This is a genomic window from Streptomyces sp. NPDC048417, assembly GCF_040651615.1.
GTDB lineage: Bacteria > Actinomycetota > Actinomycetes > Streptomycetales > Streptomycetaceae > Streptomyces.
The window spans coordinates 1-15,595 of the sequence record NZ_JBEZKI010000011.1 but is presented as its reverse complement, the minus strand read 5'-3'; the positions used below and the strand labels follow the sequence as shown (position 1 = coordinate 15,595).

Annotated in this window: 15 protein-coding genes; 7 read left to right on the top strand and 8 right to left on the bottom strand. The window is 69.2% G+C overall.

Annotation, left to right across the window (positions count from 1 at the left end; all coding sequences use genetic code 11):
• Nucleotides 1–147: 147 nt before the first annotated feature.
• The 3 genes from AB0D59_RS18565 to AB0D59_RS18555 all read right to left on the bottom strand — a co-directional run bounded on the left by AB0D59_RS18565 (nt 148) and on the right by AB0D59_RS18555 (nt 3,072).
• Complete coding sequence (locus AB0D59_RS18565) at nt 148–1,149, bottom strand: ABC transporter substrate-binding protein (protein ID WP_362566017.1); 1,002 nt, start codon at nt 1,147–1,149, stop codon at nt 148–150.
• 97 nt (nt 1,150–1,246) lie between these two features.
• Nucleotides 1,247–2,281: an ABC transporter permease gene (locus AB0D59_RS18560; protein ID WP_362566015.1), complete on the bottom strand. Its 1,035-nt coding sequence runs from the start codon at nt 2,279–2,281 to the stop codon at nt 1,247–1,249.
• Nucleotides 2,278–3,072, bottom strand: coding sequence for an ATP-binding cassette domain-containing protein (locus tag AB0D59_RS18555; RefSeq protein ID WP_362566012.1), 795 nt, complete (start codon nt 3,070–3,072; stop codon nt 2,278–2,280). The genes AB0D59_RS18560 and AB0D59_RS18555 overlap by 4 nt, the downstream gene beginning before the upstream one ends.
• Before the next feature lie 222 nt (nt 3,073–3,294).
• Here AB0D59_RS18555 and AB0D59_RS18550 point away from each other — a divergent pair, with 222 nt between their 5' ends.
• Complete coding sequence (locus tag AB0D59_RS18550; protein ID WP_362566618.1) at nt 3,295–4,284, top strand: LacI family DNA-binding transcriptional regulator; 990 nt, start codon at nt 3,295–3,297, stop codon at nt 4,282–4,284.
• A gap of 393 nt (nt 4,285–4,677) precedes the next feature.
• Here AB0D59_RS18550 and AB0D59_RS18545 read toward each other — a convergent pair whose 3' ends face one another.
• From AB0D59_RS18545 to AB0D59_RS18525, 5 genes are all read right to left on the bottom strand, one after another.
• Nucleotides 4,678–5,997 carry an acyltransferase gene (locus AB0D59_RS18545; protein ID WP_362566010.1) on the bottom strand — a complete coding sequence of 440 codons (1,320 nt, stop codon included), beginning with the start codon at nt 5,995–5,997 and terminating at the stop codon, nt 4,678–4,680.
• Between the two features lie 224 nt (nt 5,998–6,221).
• Nucleotides 6,222–7,940 (bottom strand): DEAD/DEAH box helicase, encoded by a 1,719-nt coding sequence (locus AB0D59_RS18540; protein ID WP_362566007.1) that lies wholly within the window; start codon nt 7,938–7,940, stop codon nt 6,222–6,224.
• Nucleotides 7,941–8,027: 87 nt separating this feature from the next.
• Complete coding sequence (locus AB0D59_RS18535) at nt 8,028–8,231, bottom strand: cold-shock protein (protein ID WP_362566005.1); 204 nt, start codon at nt 8,229–8,231, stop codon at nt 8,028–8,030.
• Nucleotides 8,232–8,472: 241 nt separating this feature from the next.
• Nucleotides 8,473–8,895 carry a hypothetical protein gene (locus AB0D59_RS18530; RefSeq protein ID WP_351698153.1) on the bottom strand — a complete coding sequence of 141 codons (423 nt, stop codon included), beginning with the start codon at nt 8,893–8,895 and terminating at the stop codon, nt 8,473–8,475.
• Between the two features lie 227 nt (nt 8,896–9,122).
• Nucleotides 9,123–10,286: an NAD-dependent formate dehydrogenase gene (locus AB0D59_RS18525; protein ID WP_362566002.1), complete on the bottom strand. Its 1,164-nt coding sequence runs from the start codon at nt 10,284–10,286 to the stop codon at nt 9,123–9,125.
• A 161-nt stretch (nt 10,287–10,447) separates the two neighbouring features.
• On the opposite strand from AB0D59_RS18525, the gene AB0D59_RS18520 reads away from it, so the two are divergent.
• The 6 genes from AB0D59_RS18520 (at nt 10,448) to rsgA (ending at nt 15,319) form a co-directional block, all read left to right on the top strand.
• Entirely contained in the window at nt 10,448–10,933 is a 486-nt protein-coding gene (locus AB0D59_RS18520) for a CrcB family protein (RefSeq protein WP_362566000.1), read from the top strand.
• Nucleotides 10,930–11,298 carry a fluoride efflux transporter CrcB gene (gene crcB, locus AB0D59_RS18515; protein ID WP_362565997.1) on the top strand — a complete coding sequence of 123 codons (369 nt, stop codon included), beginning with the start codon at nt 10,930–10,932 and terminating at the stop codon, nt 11,296–11,298. The genes AB0D59_RS18520 and crcB overlap by 4 nt, the downstream gene beginning before the upstream one ends.
• A 148-nt stretch (nt 11,299–11,446) precedes the next feature.
• Entirely contained in the window at nt 11,447–11,725 is a 279-nt protein-coding gene (locus tag AB0D59_RS18510) for an FmdB family zinc ribbon protein (RefSeq protein ID WP_362565995.1), read from the top strand.
• 192 nt (nt 11,726–11,917) lie between these two features.
• Nucleotides 11,918–12,556, top strand: coding sequence for an AmiS/UreI family transporter (locus AB0D59_RS18505; RefSeq protein WP_362565992.1), 639 nt, complete (start codon nt 11,918–11,920; stop codon nt 12,554–12,556).
• A 24-nt stretch (nt 12,557–12,580) separates the two neighbouring features.
• A complete protein-coding gene (gene fmdA, locus AB0D59_RS18500; RefSeq protein WP_362565990.1) occupies nt 12,581–13,831 on the top strand; it encodes a formamidase in 1,251 nt (416 codons plus the stop codon).
• A 372-nt stretch (nt 13,832–14,203) separates the two neighbouring features.
• A complete protein-coding gene (gene rsgA, locus AB0D59_RS18495) occupies nt 14,204–15,319 on the top strand; it encodes a ribosome small subunit-dependent GTPase A (protein ID WP_362565987.1) in 1,116 nt (371 codons plus the stop codon).
• Nucleotides 15,320–15,595: the final 276 nt, after the last annotated feature.

Here is a 15,595-nt window from a genome sequence, read left to right as displayed (position 1 = left end):
GGCGGACCCAAGAGGGCGGGTCCACCCGGCCGCTGACCGGCTGCCGGAAGGTCGTGTCGGACACGCGTGTCCGCCATGCGTGTCAGACACCCATGTCACACACGCATGTCCCACACGCATGTCAAACCCCCATGTCAAACACTCATGTCAGCACTGCGACTTGTAGAAGTACTTGCTGACCGACGGGTCGTTCATGTTGTCCTTCGTGATCGCCACCATGTTGGTGCCGATCGACTTGCTCACCGACTTGCCCTCGAAGGAGTCGGCGAGCTGGTCCACCGCCTGCCGGCCGATCGCCGCCGGGTCCTGGGCGACCAGCACCTGGAGGGTGCCGGCCTTCAGCGCGGCGACCTCGTCCGGCTCGGCGTCGAACGCGGCCACCTTCACCGTGCCCTGCTTGCCGGCCTGCTTCAGCCCGGTGGCGATGCCCGTACCGGTGTTGGTGTTGCCCGCGAACGCCCCGCCCAGGTCCGGGTGGGCGGCGAGCGTCGACTGGATCTGGGAGGCCGCGGTGGCCGGCAGGTCGTTGTCGTAGAGCGTCGGCAGCACCTTGATGTTCGGGTACTTGCCCATCTCCTCGGTGAAGCCCTTGATCCGGGCGTCGGTGGTCGACACGCCGGGCTTGACGCTGATGACGATGACCGAGCCCTTCTCGTTCATCAGCTTGGCCAGCGCGTCGGCGGCGACCCGGCCGCCCTTCTCGTTGTCCGACGAGATCCGGGTGATCCCGACGGAGTCGTCGCTCACCGTCGTGTCCACCAGTGCCACCTTGGTGCCCGCCGACTGGATCTGCTTGAGCGACGGGGTCAGCGCGCTGGTGTCCACCGGCGAGATCAGCAGCCCGTCGGGCCGGGCCGCCGCCACCGAGTCGAGGAGCGGGCGCTGCACCGACACGTCCCACTGCGCGGAACCGTCGGCCGTGAAGTCCATCCCCTTGGCCTTGGCCTCCTGCTGCGCGGCACAGGTCATGGTGATGTAGAAGGGGTCGCTCTTCACCCCCGTGATCAGCCGGACCTTCTTGCCCTTGGCGCCGCCCGAACTCCCCGAGCCGCCACCGCCGTCCGACGAACCGCATGCCGAGGCCGCGCCGAGGGCCAGCACCGTGCCCACCGCGACCAGCAACCCGCGCCTGCTGCGAATGCTCCCCATCACAGAGTTCTCCTTGTCGTACGCGAACGAGTCGTCCTGCGCGATCGAGTTGTCCTGTGCGATTCCGTGCCACGCGAAGCGGTCCTGCGTGACGGCGTCATGCGCGTTCCCTGGTCTTCCTGCGCATCTGGTCGATGTAGACGGCCACGACCAGCACCACGCCCACCGCCACGTCCTGCCAGTACTGCTGGACGCCGATCACGATCAGCCCGGTGGTCAGCACCGCCGGAATGAACACACCGATCACCGTGCCCAGCACCGAACCCCGCCCGCCGAACAGGCTGGTACCGCCCAGGACCACCGCGGTGATCACCTTGAGGTTGTCGGTGGAGTGCCCGGCGATCGACGTCGTGCCGTACGAGGCCAGCCACATCACCGCGCCCAGCCCGGCCAGCAGCCCCATCAGGCCGTACACCTTCACCAGATGCCGGCCCACCGGAATACCCGCCCGCCGTACGGCGGTCGGGTTCGACCCGATGGCGAGGGTGTGATCGCCGAACCGGGTGGCGGCCAGCACCGCGCCGAAGATCGCGGTCACCACGGCGGCCAGGATCACCATCCAGGGGATGCCGAGCAGCTTGCCGAAACCGAGGCTGTTCTGCAGATGTGTGGAGGCCGCACCGGCCGGGTCCTGGCCGCCGGTGGCGAGTTCGGCGATCCCCAGCGCCGCGCCGAGCCCGCCCAGTGTCACGATCAGCGGCGGCACCTTGCCGCTGGCCACCACCACGCCCTGCAGCGCGCCCCAGGCCGTGCCCACGGCCAGCGCGATGACGACGCAGATCGCGACCGTGCCCCAGCCCGACGCCGGGCCGCCGTGATGGAGGTTGTACTCACCCGCCGCCACCGCGGCCAGCACCAGCACCGAGCCGATCGACAGGTCGATGCCCGCCGTGATGATCACGAACGTCATGCCGACGCCGAGCACCAGGTAGATGGCCGCGTTCACGGCGATCTGGGTGATGTCGTACGTGGTGAAGAACTTGCCCGGCGCCGCGATGGTGAAGAACACCACCAGCGCCAGGAGGATCACAAAGGTCCACAGTTCGTTGAGCGTTGCCGCGCGCCGGAGCCAGTCCGGCACCCCGGCACGGCTGCCGACGGCCACGGGGGCCTTCTCGCTCTCGGCCGTCATCGTGCGTCCTCCGCTTCCTTGCCTCCGCCCGGCCCGTCCAGGGACCCGGTCATCGCCCCGACGAGCTCCTCGATCGTGGTGTCCGCCGCGGTGTACGACGCGACGCGCCGGCCCAGCCGCAGTACCTCCACCCGGTCCGCGACCGACAGCACCTCGGGCATGTTGTGACTGATCAGCACCACGCAGATGCCACGGTCGGCGACCCGGCGGACGGTCTCCAGGACCCGGGCGCGCTGGACCACCCCCAGGGCGGCGGTCGGCTCGTCCATGAAGATGACCTTGTTGGCGAACGCGACCGCCCGGGCCACCGCGACGGACTGCCGCTGGCCGCCGGACAACGTTGTCACCGGAGCGGTCACATCCTTCAGTTCCACGCCGAGTTCGGCGAAGGCCTTGACCGCCTCCCGGCGCATCGCGGGCCGGTCGAGGACGCCGACCCGCCCGAGCAGGCCGCCGCGCACGATCTCGCGGCCGAGATAGAGGTTGGCCGCCGCGTCGAGATCCGGCGCGAGCGACAGATCCTGGTACACCGTCTCCACGCCCTGCCGCTGTGCGTCCATCGGCCCGGAGAACCGCACCGGCGCTCCGTCCAGGCGGACTTCGCCTGCGTCGGGGGCGAGGACGCCCGACAGGACGTTCACCAGAGTGGACTTGCCGGCGCCGTTGTCGCCGATGAGGGCGACGACCTCGCCGGGGTATGCCGTGAAATCGGCGCCCTGGAGCGCCTGGACGTGGCCGAAACGCTTGACCACACCATGTGCCGTGAGCAGTGGTTCCCTTGCAGAGGCCATGTTGTGCCTTCTGGTTGGTATCGTTAACAGCTTGGCTGATTCTTGGGGCGCTCACAGCGGGGTGTCAAGGGTGGTGCAGCCGATCCGGGACCGGCTCGTCCGGCTTCTCAACTCCTCCTATTTGCACGTCTGTTGATATGCCGTCGAGTTGGTAACGTTAACGAGTCGACGCTCAAACGTGACGCAGGTGGAGGACGTGGCGTGGCAGCCACCCGGCCGACCATGAAGGACGTTGCCGCGGAAGCGGGCGTCAGCGCGATGACGGTGTCCCGGGTCGTCAACGGCGATGCGGCCGTCGCCCCGCGCACCGCCGCGCGGGTGGAGGCCGCGGTCCGCAAACTGGGCTACCAACGCGACGACGTGGCACGCCAGTTGCGCCGCACCCACGAACTGAGCCAGACCATAGGGCTACTGGTCGACGACGTCGCCGACCCCTTCATGGCCGCGGTCGCCTCCGCGGCCGAGGACGTCGCCCGGCAGCGCGGCAGCGTCATGCTCATCGGTTCCAGCCGCGCCGACCTGCGCCGGGAACGCGAGGTGATCGCCGCGTTCACCGCTCGCCGGGTCGACGGCCTGATCCTCACCCCGGCGGCCGGCAGCCACCGCTTCCTGCGCCCGGCCCAGGCGCAGGGCACGAAGATCGTCTGCGTGGACCGGGCGGCACCCGGGCTGAACGTGGACGCTGTGGTGGTCGACAACTTCGGCGCGGTGCGCGAGGCGGTGGGCCTGCTGGTGGCACACGGCCACCGCAGGATCGGGTACATCGGCGACACACCGCGGATCTGGACGTTCGGCGAACGCCGGCGGGGCTACCTGGCCGCGCTCGCGGCGGCCGGTATCGCCGCCGACCCGGCACTGGTCGGGGACGGCCTGCGGCCGGGCCCGGAGGCGGCCAGGGCTGTCACCGAGATGCTGGCCCTGCACGACCCGCCGACCGCCCTGCTGGCCGGCAACGAGATCCTCGCCTTCAGCGCCCTCACCGTCCTCCCGGCCGGCCTCGCGTTCATCGGCTTCGACGACTTCGCACTAGCGGACCGGCTGACCCCGCCGGTCACCGTGATCGCCCAGGACCCGGTGGCGCTCGCGACCAGTGCGGCACACCTGCTGTTCGCCCGGATCCACGGCGACGTCTCACCACCGCGCACGGTGGTCATGCCGACCCGGCTGATCCAGCGGGGGTCGGGGGAGTTGCCGGGACCGTTCGCCGTATAGGGAGGCCGTGCGGCGCCGGGGCGAGTTCGGTGGCGACGGCGGGGAGGTCGGTGACGACGGGTGGGGAAGGTCGGTGGCGACGGCGGAGAGGTCGATGGGGAAGGGTGGGGAAGTCGGTGGCGACGAGTGGGGAAGGTCGGTGGCGACGGCGGAGAGGTCGATGGGGAAGGGTGGGGAGGTCGGTGGCGACGGGTGGGGAAGGTCCGTGGCGACGGCGGGGAGGTCGATGGGGACGGGTGGGGAAGGTCGGTCGGGACGGCCGTCCGGGTCATTCGGTGGCGGCGGGCGGCACACCGTATCCGGAGAGCTGCTGCCCGCCGAGTGAACAGCGAGCCGCGCGCCGGGGTTTTGCGGAGTCTCCCGGCGATCACGGCGTTCCTCCGGCCGCTGCTCTCACACCCGGCCCGGAGCCCTGGCCGCACTGGGCTCCTCGACCCGGCGTACCGTCGTCCACCGGGTCAGCAACACCAACGCCGTGCCCAACGCCAGGCCCATGGCGGGCAGGACGGGGAGTCGGCCGTCGGGCGCGAAGCCCCGCACGGCAAAGCGGCCCAGAGCGGCGATGTCCATGGCCAGGCCGAGCCACAGCGGCCAGGCATGCTGCAGGCCGACGTCCGGAGTGGTCCGTTCGTACAGCACGGCCAGCCCGCGTTCCAAGGGCCGGAGCGCGGACACGACGCAGGCCAGGACGAGGCCGAGGACCAGCAGCCACGGGATCCGCAGCCCCCACCACGCGGCGGACCCGAGGGCCGGTTCGGGCGCGAGATCGGTCAGGTAGAACACGGCGGCGACGACCAGCACCGGCAGCATGTGCCACAGATACAGGGTCATGCTGGTCGCTCCCACGGGGCGCACCACGCGCCACACCCGCTCGCGGTCCAGCAGTCGTCGCACCGCCGGCGCGGCGAGGAGGCACAGCCCGACCTGGGTCACCACCCACGCCAGCATCGCGGCCGACGGCGGATTGGTGTTGCTGGGGTCCTGCCCGGTCACCAGGATCAGGCTGACCGGGAAGGGGCCGAGGGCCACGAGCGCGGCAAAGGCCACCGCGCCGCCCGCCGCCATCACGACCGGCACGAGCAGACGCCTGGTCAGCAGACCGTCCCGCCAGCAGAAGCCCAGCTGATAGGCGACACCCCATACGAGCACGTAGTCGAGCAGTCCCACATACGGCGCGTGCACCGTCACCACGAGCACGTCGGCGGCCAGGGCAACCGCCCCCATCACCGGCGGGACGAGGAGTCCCCAGCGCCGGTGTGCCGCGTACATCAGCGGCGTCAGGGCGCTGAGCAGCAGATACACCGGCAGGAACCAGAACTGCATGGCCATCGCCCAACCCACCAGCGACAGCGTGCCCGTGTCCACGCCCGCCACCGAACAGACACCGACGGCGAGCAGCACCAGAGCGCTGTAGAGGCCCGTCGGCAGAAGCAGCCGCAACGCCCGCCGCCCCAGCCACCCGGCGGCCGTACCCCCGGCCGCCTGGGCCCGCGGCCAGGAACCGCCCGCGGCATGGCCCCCGGCCAGGAAGAACAGCGGCATGATCTGGAACGCGAGGGTCAACCACTGGGTCCAGGGCACGGCCGCCAACAGTTCCGGGGCGGTGATCTGTCCACCGGGCTCCCGGACCAGGGCTGTGATCAGCCAGTGGCCGAGGACCACCAGCACGATGGCCCACGCGCGCAGGAAGTCGACGTAGCGGTCTCTGCTCATGGGCCGTCATGCTGCCGCAGCCCCGGCGCCATCGTGCCGGGAAGCCCATGCCGCAATCATTCCGTGCCCGGTACGACACCGTCCCCTGCACCGGCGACCGGGGCGCCGTGGCCCCCGGCGGCAACCCTCGCCGAAGACCTCGACGCAGTACGAAATCTGTTCTGGCCGCACTGCGTGCGTGGCCGGCCGAGGTAGAACCTCGGCACTGGCCCTACGCCGTGGCCTCAGGTGCGGCGGCCGCCCCGGCGCCCGGAGTCGCGGCCGCCGGTGCCGGCAGCGCCGCCTGTGGCTCCGCCGGCCGCCGCTCGTCGGCGGGAACCGCGGGCGTCCTTGCCGGAGGCAGTGCCGGTCGCCGCACCGGCCGCGGCCCGGCGGCCGGAACCGCGGCCGCCCGCGCCGACGGTTCCACCCGTGGCCCCGGCGGTTCCCGCCCGGCGGACAGAACCACGCCCGCCGGTTGCGGAAGTGCCACCGGTTGCCGCAGCCCCGGCCGGGGCCCGGCGGTCCGAGCCCCGGCCACCCGTCCCGGTGGCAGCGCCTGTCGCCGCTCCGGGCTCGCCGCCGTTTCGGCGGCGGCCGGACCGCCTGCCGCGCCCGGCGTCGGCCTTCCGGTCCGGGCGGGATGCAGCCGGTGTCGTCGGCTGGGGGATCTCGATGATGACGGGCACGCCGGAAGGCTCGCGGGCGCCGGTGATGGTGGCCAGCTCCGCGTCGCTCGACGTGATGCGGGCCGTCCGGGGGCGGATGCCCGCGTCCGACATGAGCCGGGTGACGTCCCGTTTCTGGTCGGGCAGGACCAGTGTGACGACGCTGCCGGAGTCGCCGGCGCGGGCCGTACGGCCGCCCCGGTGGAGGTAGTCCTTGTGGTCGGCGGGGGGATCGACGTTCACGACGAGGTCGAGGTCCTCGACATGTATGCCCCGGGCCGCGACGTTCGTCGCCACCAGCGCGGTGACCTGGCCGCTCTTGAACTGTTCCAGCGTCCGGTTCCGCTGCGGCTGGGAGCGGCCGCCGTGCAGTGCCGCCGCGCGGACGCCGACGGCCAGGAGCCGCTTGGTGAGCCGGTCGGCGGACCTCTTGGTGTCGAGGAAGAGGATGACCCGGCCGTCACGGGCGGCGATGCGCGTGGTGACGGCCTTCTTGTCGGTCTCGTCCTGGACGTGGAGCACGTGGTGCTCCATGGTGGTCACCGCCCCCGCGGACGGGTCCACGGAGTGCACCACGGGGTCGGTCAGGAACCGCTGCACCAGGCGGTCGATGTTGCGGTCCAGGGTGGCCGAGAAGAGCATGCGCTGTCCGTCGGGCCGTGCTTGCTGGATCAGCTTGGTGATTTGCGGCAGGAAGCCCATGTCGGTCATCTGGTCGGCTTCGTCCAGCACCGTGATGCGTACGCTGCCGAGCACGCAGTCCCCGCGTTCCACGAGGTCGTTGAGCCGGCCGGGAGTCGCCACGAGTACTTCGGCGCCGCGCCGGAGCGCACTGGCCTGCTTGGTGATGGACAGCCCGCCGACCACGGTGGCCAGCCGGAGGTTCACGGCGGTCGCGTAGGGGGTCAGCGCGTCGGTCACCTGCTGGGCGAGTTCACGGGTGGGCACCAGCACGAGGGCGAGGGGTGCCTTGGGCTCCGCGCGCAGTCCGGCCGTGCGAGCCAGGAGCGCGAGCCCGAACGCGAGGGTCTTGCCGGAGCCGGTGCGCCCCCGTCCCAGCAGGTCACGGCCGGCGAGCGAGTTGGGCAGCGTGGCGGCCTGGATGGGGAAAGGGGTGGTGACGCCTTGCGCGGTGAGTGTCTTCAGCAGTCCCGCGGGCATGTCCAGCCCGGCGAAGTCCTCGACTGCGGGAAGCGCGGGTGTCGTGTTTTCCGGCAGCCGGAACTCCCTTGGCGACGACGCGGACGGTGGAGGTGACGAGGCGCGCCGGTTCGGCTTCTGGGACCTACGGGACATGCAGCTTTCTGCCTTCCTGGAAACAGCACAAACCGGGGTCCGCACCATGGCGGTGCTGACCCCGGTGAGGGGATACGCGTCCGGCGATCAGGCGGGGACGATGTTCTCCGCCTGCGGGCCCTTCTGACCCTGCGTGACGTCGAAGGAGACCCGCTGGCCCTCCTGGAGCTCACGGAAGCCCTGGGCCGCGATGTTCGAGTAGTGGGCGAAGACGTCGGGGCCGCCGCCGTCCTGCTGGATGAAGCCGAAACCCTTTTCGGCGTTGAACCACTTCACGGTTCCCTGTGCCATGACCTTCTCCGTTCTGTAGGCAGAGGCCCCATCCGGAGATGCCGGAGAACAAACAATGCGCCTGCAGGAGGAATATTCCCGTCAGGCGCACATAGGTGTATGGGTACCACAACTGCAACACGGATAGCTTAGCACAACTCGACGGCCCGTCGTGGATCATCGAGGTGCGCGCCGGGGTTCCGCATACACCGAGCAGGCCTGTCCGGTACCGGCCGCGAAGCCGCGGGAGCCCCGGGGCTCGTCAGAGCTTCCCGCCGATCTCGCAGGCCCGGCACGGCGGTCGGCCGCAGGTGCACTGCATGATGGCGTCGAGGACCCCGCGGTCGTGGTAGAGGCACTCGTCCTTGCAGGTGTGGCGCGGGATGAATCCTGCCGGGATCTCGCCGGGCCACGGCTCGTGGCCGTCCCGGCAACGGATGAACCGCTCGGGGTCGGCGGAGTGCAGTTCGTGCATGCTCGACCGCGCCTCGTCCTCCAGCTCGCGTACTCGCTCCACCAGAGCCTTGAGCTCGGCAGCGATGCCGGAGTACCGGTCGGCGCCGGTCCTTACGTGCGCGGCCCGCAGCGCCATCGCCGCGTTGCCCAAAAACCTGCCGGCGTCCTGAAGGTCGGTCACGTGGTGCATCTGAATGCCGGTCACGCCCCGGACCCACACTGCGTCCATGCTCACTGATCCACCTTCCCGGCGTCCGCCTGGTTTTCTTACGAGAGATTACCTGCGGCGCCGGTATCCCTGCATATGGAAAACAATCTATTTATGGACGCTAAAGGTTTCGCCCGTACCCGTCCAGTAAACCGTGGGTGAATCGGCTCACAGCCGGATTGGTGGATCTTCTATTCGATCTGCCGCTGATTTTCTCGTCCGTCGGACGTCATCCCCGCCCGTGCCGGTCATCCGGCGACCGTGTAGGAACTCGCTCCTGTCCCGGCGAGCCCACCGCCCTCGACGATCAGGTACTCCGGGCGGATGGGACGACCGTCGAGCCAGCACTCCAGGATCTCCCGCGTACCGGCCGCGTAGCGTGCCTGCGCCGAGAGGGTCGACCCGGACACGTGCGGCGTCATCGCCTCGTAGGGCATGGTGCGCCAGGGGTGGTCGGGCGGTGGCGGCTGCGGGTACCAGACGTCACCGGCGTAACCGGCCAGTTGGCCGCTGTCGAGGGCCCGCACCACGGAATCCCGGTTGACGATGAGCGCCCGTGCCGTGTTGACGATGTACGAACCGCGCTTCATGGCCCCGATCAGCTCGTCGTCGAAGAGGTTCTGTGTCTGTGGATGCAGTGGAGTGTGGATCGAGAGCACATCGACGGAGGAGGCCAGCGAACGGGCGTCGGGATGCCAGGTCAGCTTCAGCTCCTCCTCGACCTCCTTGTCCAGCCGGTGCACGTCGCAGTAGTGCAGCGTGACGTCGAACGGCTTGAGGCGGCGCAGTACCGCCTGGCCGATTCGGCCGGAGCCGAGGACGCCGACGTCCATGCCTTCGAGGTCGTAGGCGCGCGAGACGCTGTCGGCGATGTTCCAGCCCTTCTTGGTGGTCACCCATTCGTGCGCCGGCATGTAGTTGTGCACGAGGGTGAGAATCTGCATCACGGCGTGCTCCGACACACTGATGCTGTTGCTGAACGTCACCTCGGCCACGGTCATCCCCTGGGCGATGGCGCTCGGCAGGTCGACGTGGTCCGACCCGATCCCCGCGGTGATCGCGAGTCTGAGGCGGGGAGCCGCGGCGATGCGTTCGGGGGTCAGATAGGCGGGCCAGAACGGCTGCGAGACGACCACGTCGGTGTCGGGAAGCTCGCGGTCCAGGGTGGAGTCCGCCCCTTCCTTGTCGCTCGTGACGGCGAGGGTGTGACCCCGGTCCTCCAGGAAGCGGCGCAGCCCCAGTTCTCCTGAGACGCAGCCGAGGAGGTGCCCCGGGGTGAAATCGATGGCCTGCGGGGTCGGCGCGGTCTGACCGCCCGGATAGCCGCTGATGGTGGGAATCTGGTCGCGGGCGTAGTCGGGCGGATAGCCGCCCACGGGGTCCGGATAGAGCACCGCAAGGATTTTTGCCATGGCCGTCCTCCATCGGTGGGGCCACTGATCCTGTGAACGGGTAGGGCACCGGTAAGCCGGTCGAACACCGATGATCTTGAATTTTAGTCGCGTGTGCGTCGGCACTGCAATCCCCTGGGATAATGGGGAGGTGTTCCGGTGGATAGGGATGCGGTTATTCGATGAGGCTTTTGACAGGAGTTCGGGAGCCGCTCCGCGCACGTCTGCGCGGGGGCGTCCTCGCGGCGGTCGCGCTCGGCGGCCTGCTGGGCGGGACGGCCCGCTACGCACTGGTGCTGGCCTTCCCCGCCCCGGGGGTGGGGTTCCCGTGGACGACGTTCGCCGTCAACGTGTCCGGGGCGTTCGTGCTGGCGCTGCTGCTCGTGTATGTGCTCGAGATCTGGCCCCCGACGCGGTACGTGCGGCCGTTCGCCGCCGTCGGCTTCCTCGGCGCCTTCACCACCTTCTCGACCTGGATGGTCGACACCGATCGCCTGCTGGGCCACGGCCACTACGCGGCCGCGGCGTCGAACATCTTCGGGAGCCTCTTCGCCGGCCTGGCCGCCACCGTTCTGGGCCTGGTCATCGGGAGGCTGACATGGGCCCGGCGCATTCGGCTCGACGCGCGGCGCGGGCGCGCCCGCCGGCATGGCTGGTGGACACGGTGATCACCCTGCTCGCCGTCGGTGCGGCGGCCGCCGTCGGGGCGGTTGCGCGTTACGTCCTCGACCAGTACGTGCAGTACCGCAGCCCGGGCGCGTTCCCGCGCGGAACGTGGCTGATCAACGTGACCGGCTCGTTCGTGCTGGGGCTGCTGGTGGGCCTCGGCGCACGGCACGCACTGCCGCAGCAGGTCGTGGTCATTGCCGGTGTCGGTTTCTGCGGTGCCTATACGACGTTCTCCACATTCAGTTACGAGTTGGTCCACCTGTGTGAGAAAGGGCAGGTCGGCAAATCCCTGATGTACGCCGTTTCGAGTATTGCGGTGGGTCTTGCGGCAGCAGCGGCGGCGCTTGCCGTCGCGTCGTCGTGAGAAGGTCCGCGCCAGGTCGTCCGGTACTTGACACCGGGATTTACGAGACGTCTCCTGGAAAGTAGGAAATGTGCTGTGGCGTGCGCTGGTCGGTTGCGCACCGCAGGCACTCGGGTTTGCCAGCGTCCACCGGTATTCGGAGGCCTTGATGGCAACCTATGAATATCTATGCAGCCGATGTGGGTCTTTCGACGTGAAGTTGGCGATCGGGACGGCGCCCAAGACATATGGCTGCCCTGTCTGCACAGGCGCTGCGAGACGTGTGTACTCCTCGCCCGGGGTCACGCTGACCTCGCACGCGGTCGCCGCCCTCCATGTCCGGGAGGAACAGGCGCGTGAGGCTCCGGCAGTGGTCTCCCAACTGCCGCCACGCAGAAGGGTGCACCCGCATCCTCACCCTGCGCTCTCGCGGCTGCCGCGTCTTTGAAGGCGGTGGTGGACAAGACAGAACGTCTCACGCGGGTTTCGGCATCGGAACACGAGGTCGTTCCCGCAGCGGTGTGCGGAATGCGGAATCACGCAACGCGGGCCGGGAGCCGAGCCGTATCCTCGGCGGCTCACCGGCGGCTCTGGCGTCACGCGATTCCACTCCCCACGCGGACTTAGGAGGTGTGTCCCCGTGGGAAACGTGGGACTGCTCTTCGTCGGTGCGGTGCTCTTCATGAACGGATTGCTGCTGCTCGGAAAGGTCGATGCCCGAGCAGGAGCGGTGTTCAACCTTTTCATAGGCGCGCTGCAGGTACTGACGCCGACTTACCTCATCTTCACCGCCAACGATGACCCCATGAAGATCCTGGCGGCATCCGGCATTTACCTCTTCGGGTTCACCTACCTCTATGTGGGTATCGGCCTGCTCACCGGTCTCGACAGCACCGGCGTCGGCTACTACTCGCTGTTCGTGGCAGTTGCCGCCCTGGGATACTCGTACGCCAATTTCCGGCTCCTCAAGGACTACCCCTTCGGGGTCATCTGGCTCTACTGGGCCTATCTGTGGTTCCTGTTCTTCCTGCTGCTCGGTCTCAAGAAGGACGACCTCAAGATCTATACCGGTTGGGTGACGGCGATCGAAGGCTGGGTGACCGGTGTGATTCCCGCCGCGCTGCTGCTCTCCGGCTACTGGAAGCACCCCACCGAGATCGCCATCGCACTGGCGGTCTTCGGCGTCGTGGTGTTCGCGGGGCTGTGGCCGCGCACCCATAGAACGCCCCGGCCGACCTCATCGGCTCCGCGGGTCGGAGGTGCGGGCGCGCCAACGTGACCGGGTCAGAATCTAGGAGTTCTCATGCCTGAAATTCTCTTCAGTGTGGACCACAGCAAGTCGATGCGTGACCAGGCCGTGCCCGGCCACAACAGGTGGCACCCGGACATCCCCACTGCCGCCATGGTGAAGCCGGGAGCGGAGTTCCGCATGGAGTGCCGCGACTGGACCGACTGCCAGGTCGGCAACAACGACACCGCCAACGACGTACGCGACATCGACCTGACCATCCCTCACATGCTCAGCGGCCCGATAGGCGTGGAGGGCGCCGAACCCGGCGACCTGCTCGTCGTCGACATCCTCGACCTCGGCCCCGTGCCGCAGCAGACCGGGGACGCGGCAGGACAGGGCTGGGGCTACACCGGCATCTTCGCCAAGGCCAACGGCGGAGGCTTCCTGACCGACTACTTCCCGGACGCCTACAAAGCGGTCTGGGACTTCCACGGACAGCAGGCCGTCTCCCGTCACCTTCCCGGGATTCGCTTCACCGGGATCACCCACCCCGGGTTGTTCGGAACCGCCCCGTCCACCGAGATGCTCGCCCGTTGGAACGCCCGCGAGAAGGCGCTGATCGACACGGACCCCAACCGGGTCCCGCCCCTCGCCGTCCCGCCGGACGCCTCCAACGCACTCGCCGGTACGGCCACCGGAGATCTGGCACGCCGCATCAGTGAGGAAGGCGCACGCACGGTGCCGGCGCGCGAGAACGGAGGCAACCACGACATCAAGAACTTCACCCGCGGATCGAGAGTCTTCTACCCCGTACACGTCAAGGACGCGAAGCTGTCCGGAGGCGACCTGCACTTCAGCCAGGGCGACGGAGAGATCACCTTCTGCGGCGCCATCGAGATGGGCGGGTTCATCGACTTCCACGTCGACCTGATCAAGGGCGGCATGGAGACGTACGGCATCTCCACCAACCCCGTGTTCATTCCGGGCAACGTCGAGCCGAGGTACACGGAGTTCCTCACCTTCATCGGGATCTCCGTCGACCACGACACGGACACGAACTACTACCTCGACGCGACACTGGCCTACCGCCGGGCCTGCCTCAACGCCGTCGAGTACTTCAAGAAGTTCGGCTACAGCGGAGAGCAGGCCTACCTGCTGCTCGGCTCCTCCCCCATAGAGGGACGCATCAGCGGCATCGTCGACATCCCCAACGCCTGCTGCTCGCTGTACGTACCCACCGCCATGTTCGACTTCGAGGTCCGTCCGAGCGCCGCCGGACCGATGAAGGCCGATCGAGGCAAGTGCGCGGTGGCCACCGCCTGACCGGACCCCGGCCGGGGCCCCCGCGGATCCGAGACGGTGGGTCGCGGCCGGGAACCTGTCTGCGCAGTTGAGGCCGGTCCGTCGACCGCGGGTGTCGTACGGATGACCGCCGGACAGTTAATCGCTGGCGCCGTGCCCTGGGGCGAGGCTACGGTTTCCTCGTCCCCGGGCACGGTCGTGTTCCGTTCCCGAGGAGACGGCGTTGGTCCGTTGAGGAAGCAGGAGGTGAGGACATTGATGACTGTCACGGTGACGGGTGCTGCCCGCATTCAGAAGTTCATCATCGTTTCCGCCCCTGTGGTCTCCGGCTGACACCCACACATCTTCCGCGCGCCGAGCGCGCCGCCGGGGCCACCCTTCGAAGGGTTTCCCTTGTTCCACACTTCGCTCAACACCTCCGCCACTTCTGATGGCCGGCACGCCCTCGCTTCCTACGGGTGGGATGAAGGCTGGACCGCCGAGTTCGCTCCGCACGCCGAACAGGGTCTGCTGCCCGGCCGTGTCGTGCGGGTCGACCGTGGGCAGTGCGATGTCGTCACGTCGGCAGGCGTCATTCGTGCCGATACCGAGTTCGTCGTACCTCGTGACCCGATGAAGGTCGTCTGCACGGGGGACTGGGTCGCCGTCGACCCCGAAGGCAGCGACCCGCGGTACGTGCGGACACTGCTGCCACGCCGTACCGCGTTCGTGCGCTCCACCTCCTCCAAGCGGTCCGAGGGGCAGATCCTCGCCGCCAACGTCGACCACGCCATCGTCGCGGTGTCCCTCGCCGTCGAACTCGACCTCGGCCGCATCGAACGGTTCCTGGCGCTGGCCTGGGAGTCCGGGGCACAGCCGGTCGTGGTCCTCACCAAGGCCGACCTGGTCCCGGACCCGGTGACGCTCGCGCATCTCGTCCAGGACGTCGAGACGAGCGCGCCCGGCGTGCCGGTCCTCACCGTCAGCGCGGTGGCGGGGGACGGCCTGGACGTCCTCGTCGCCCTCGTCTGCTCCGGTACGTCCGTACTGCTCGGCCAGTCCGGCGCGGGCAAGTCCACCCTCGCCAACGCGCTGGTCGGCGAGGACGTGATGGACGTCCGGGCCGCCCGGGACGTCGACGGCAAGGGGCGGCACACCACGACCACCCGCAACCTGCTGGCGCTGCCGGGAGGGGGCGTGCTGATCGACACGCCCGGACTGCGCGGCGTGGGCCTGTTCGACGCCGGGACCGGGGTCGGGCAGGTGTTCTCCGAGATCGAGGAACTGGCGGAGGAGTGCCGGTTCTCCGACTGCGGTCACGAGAGCGAACCGGGCTGTGCGGTGCGCTTCGCGGTGGAGACCGGGGAACTGCCCGTGCGCCGGCTGGAGAGCTACCGCAAGCTGATGCGGGAGAACCAGTGGATCGTCGCGAAGACGGACGCACGACTCCGGTCCGAGATCAAGAAGGACTGGAAGAAGAGGGGGGCGGAGGGGAAGGCGGCGATGGAGGCGAAGCGGGGGCGGTGGTAACAGGGGCGGTGGCGGTGGTCGGGTGAGTGTGGGGTGCGTGGGGGCTGGCGTGCCCACGTGGCGGCGGCTGCACGGGCTGGTCGTGCCCACGTGGCGGGGGCTGCATGGGCTGGTCGTGCCCACGTGGCGGGGGCTGCATGGGCTGGTCGTGCCCACGTGGCGGGGGCTGCACGGGCTGGTCGTGCTCACGCGGCGGGACCGCATCTCGATTCAGCCCCGTACCCCTGATGCGGCGCTGCAGCCGGCCGGCGCCGGGCCCGCGCAGCCCCCCCCCCC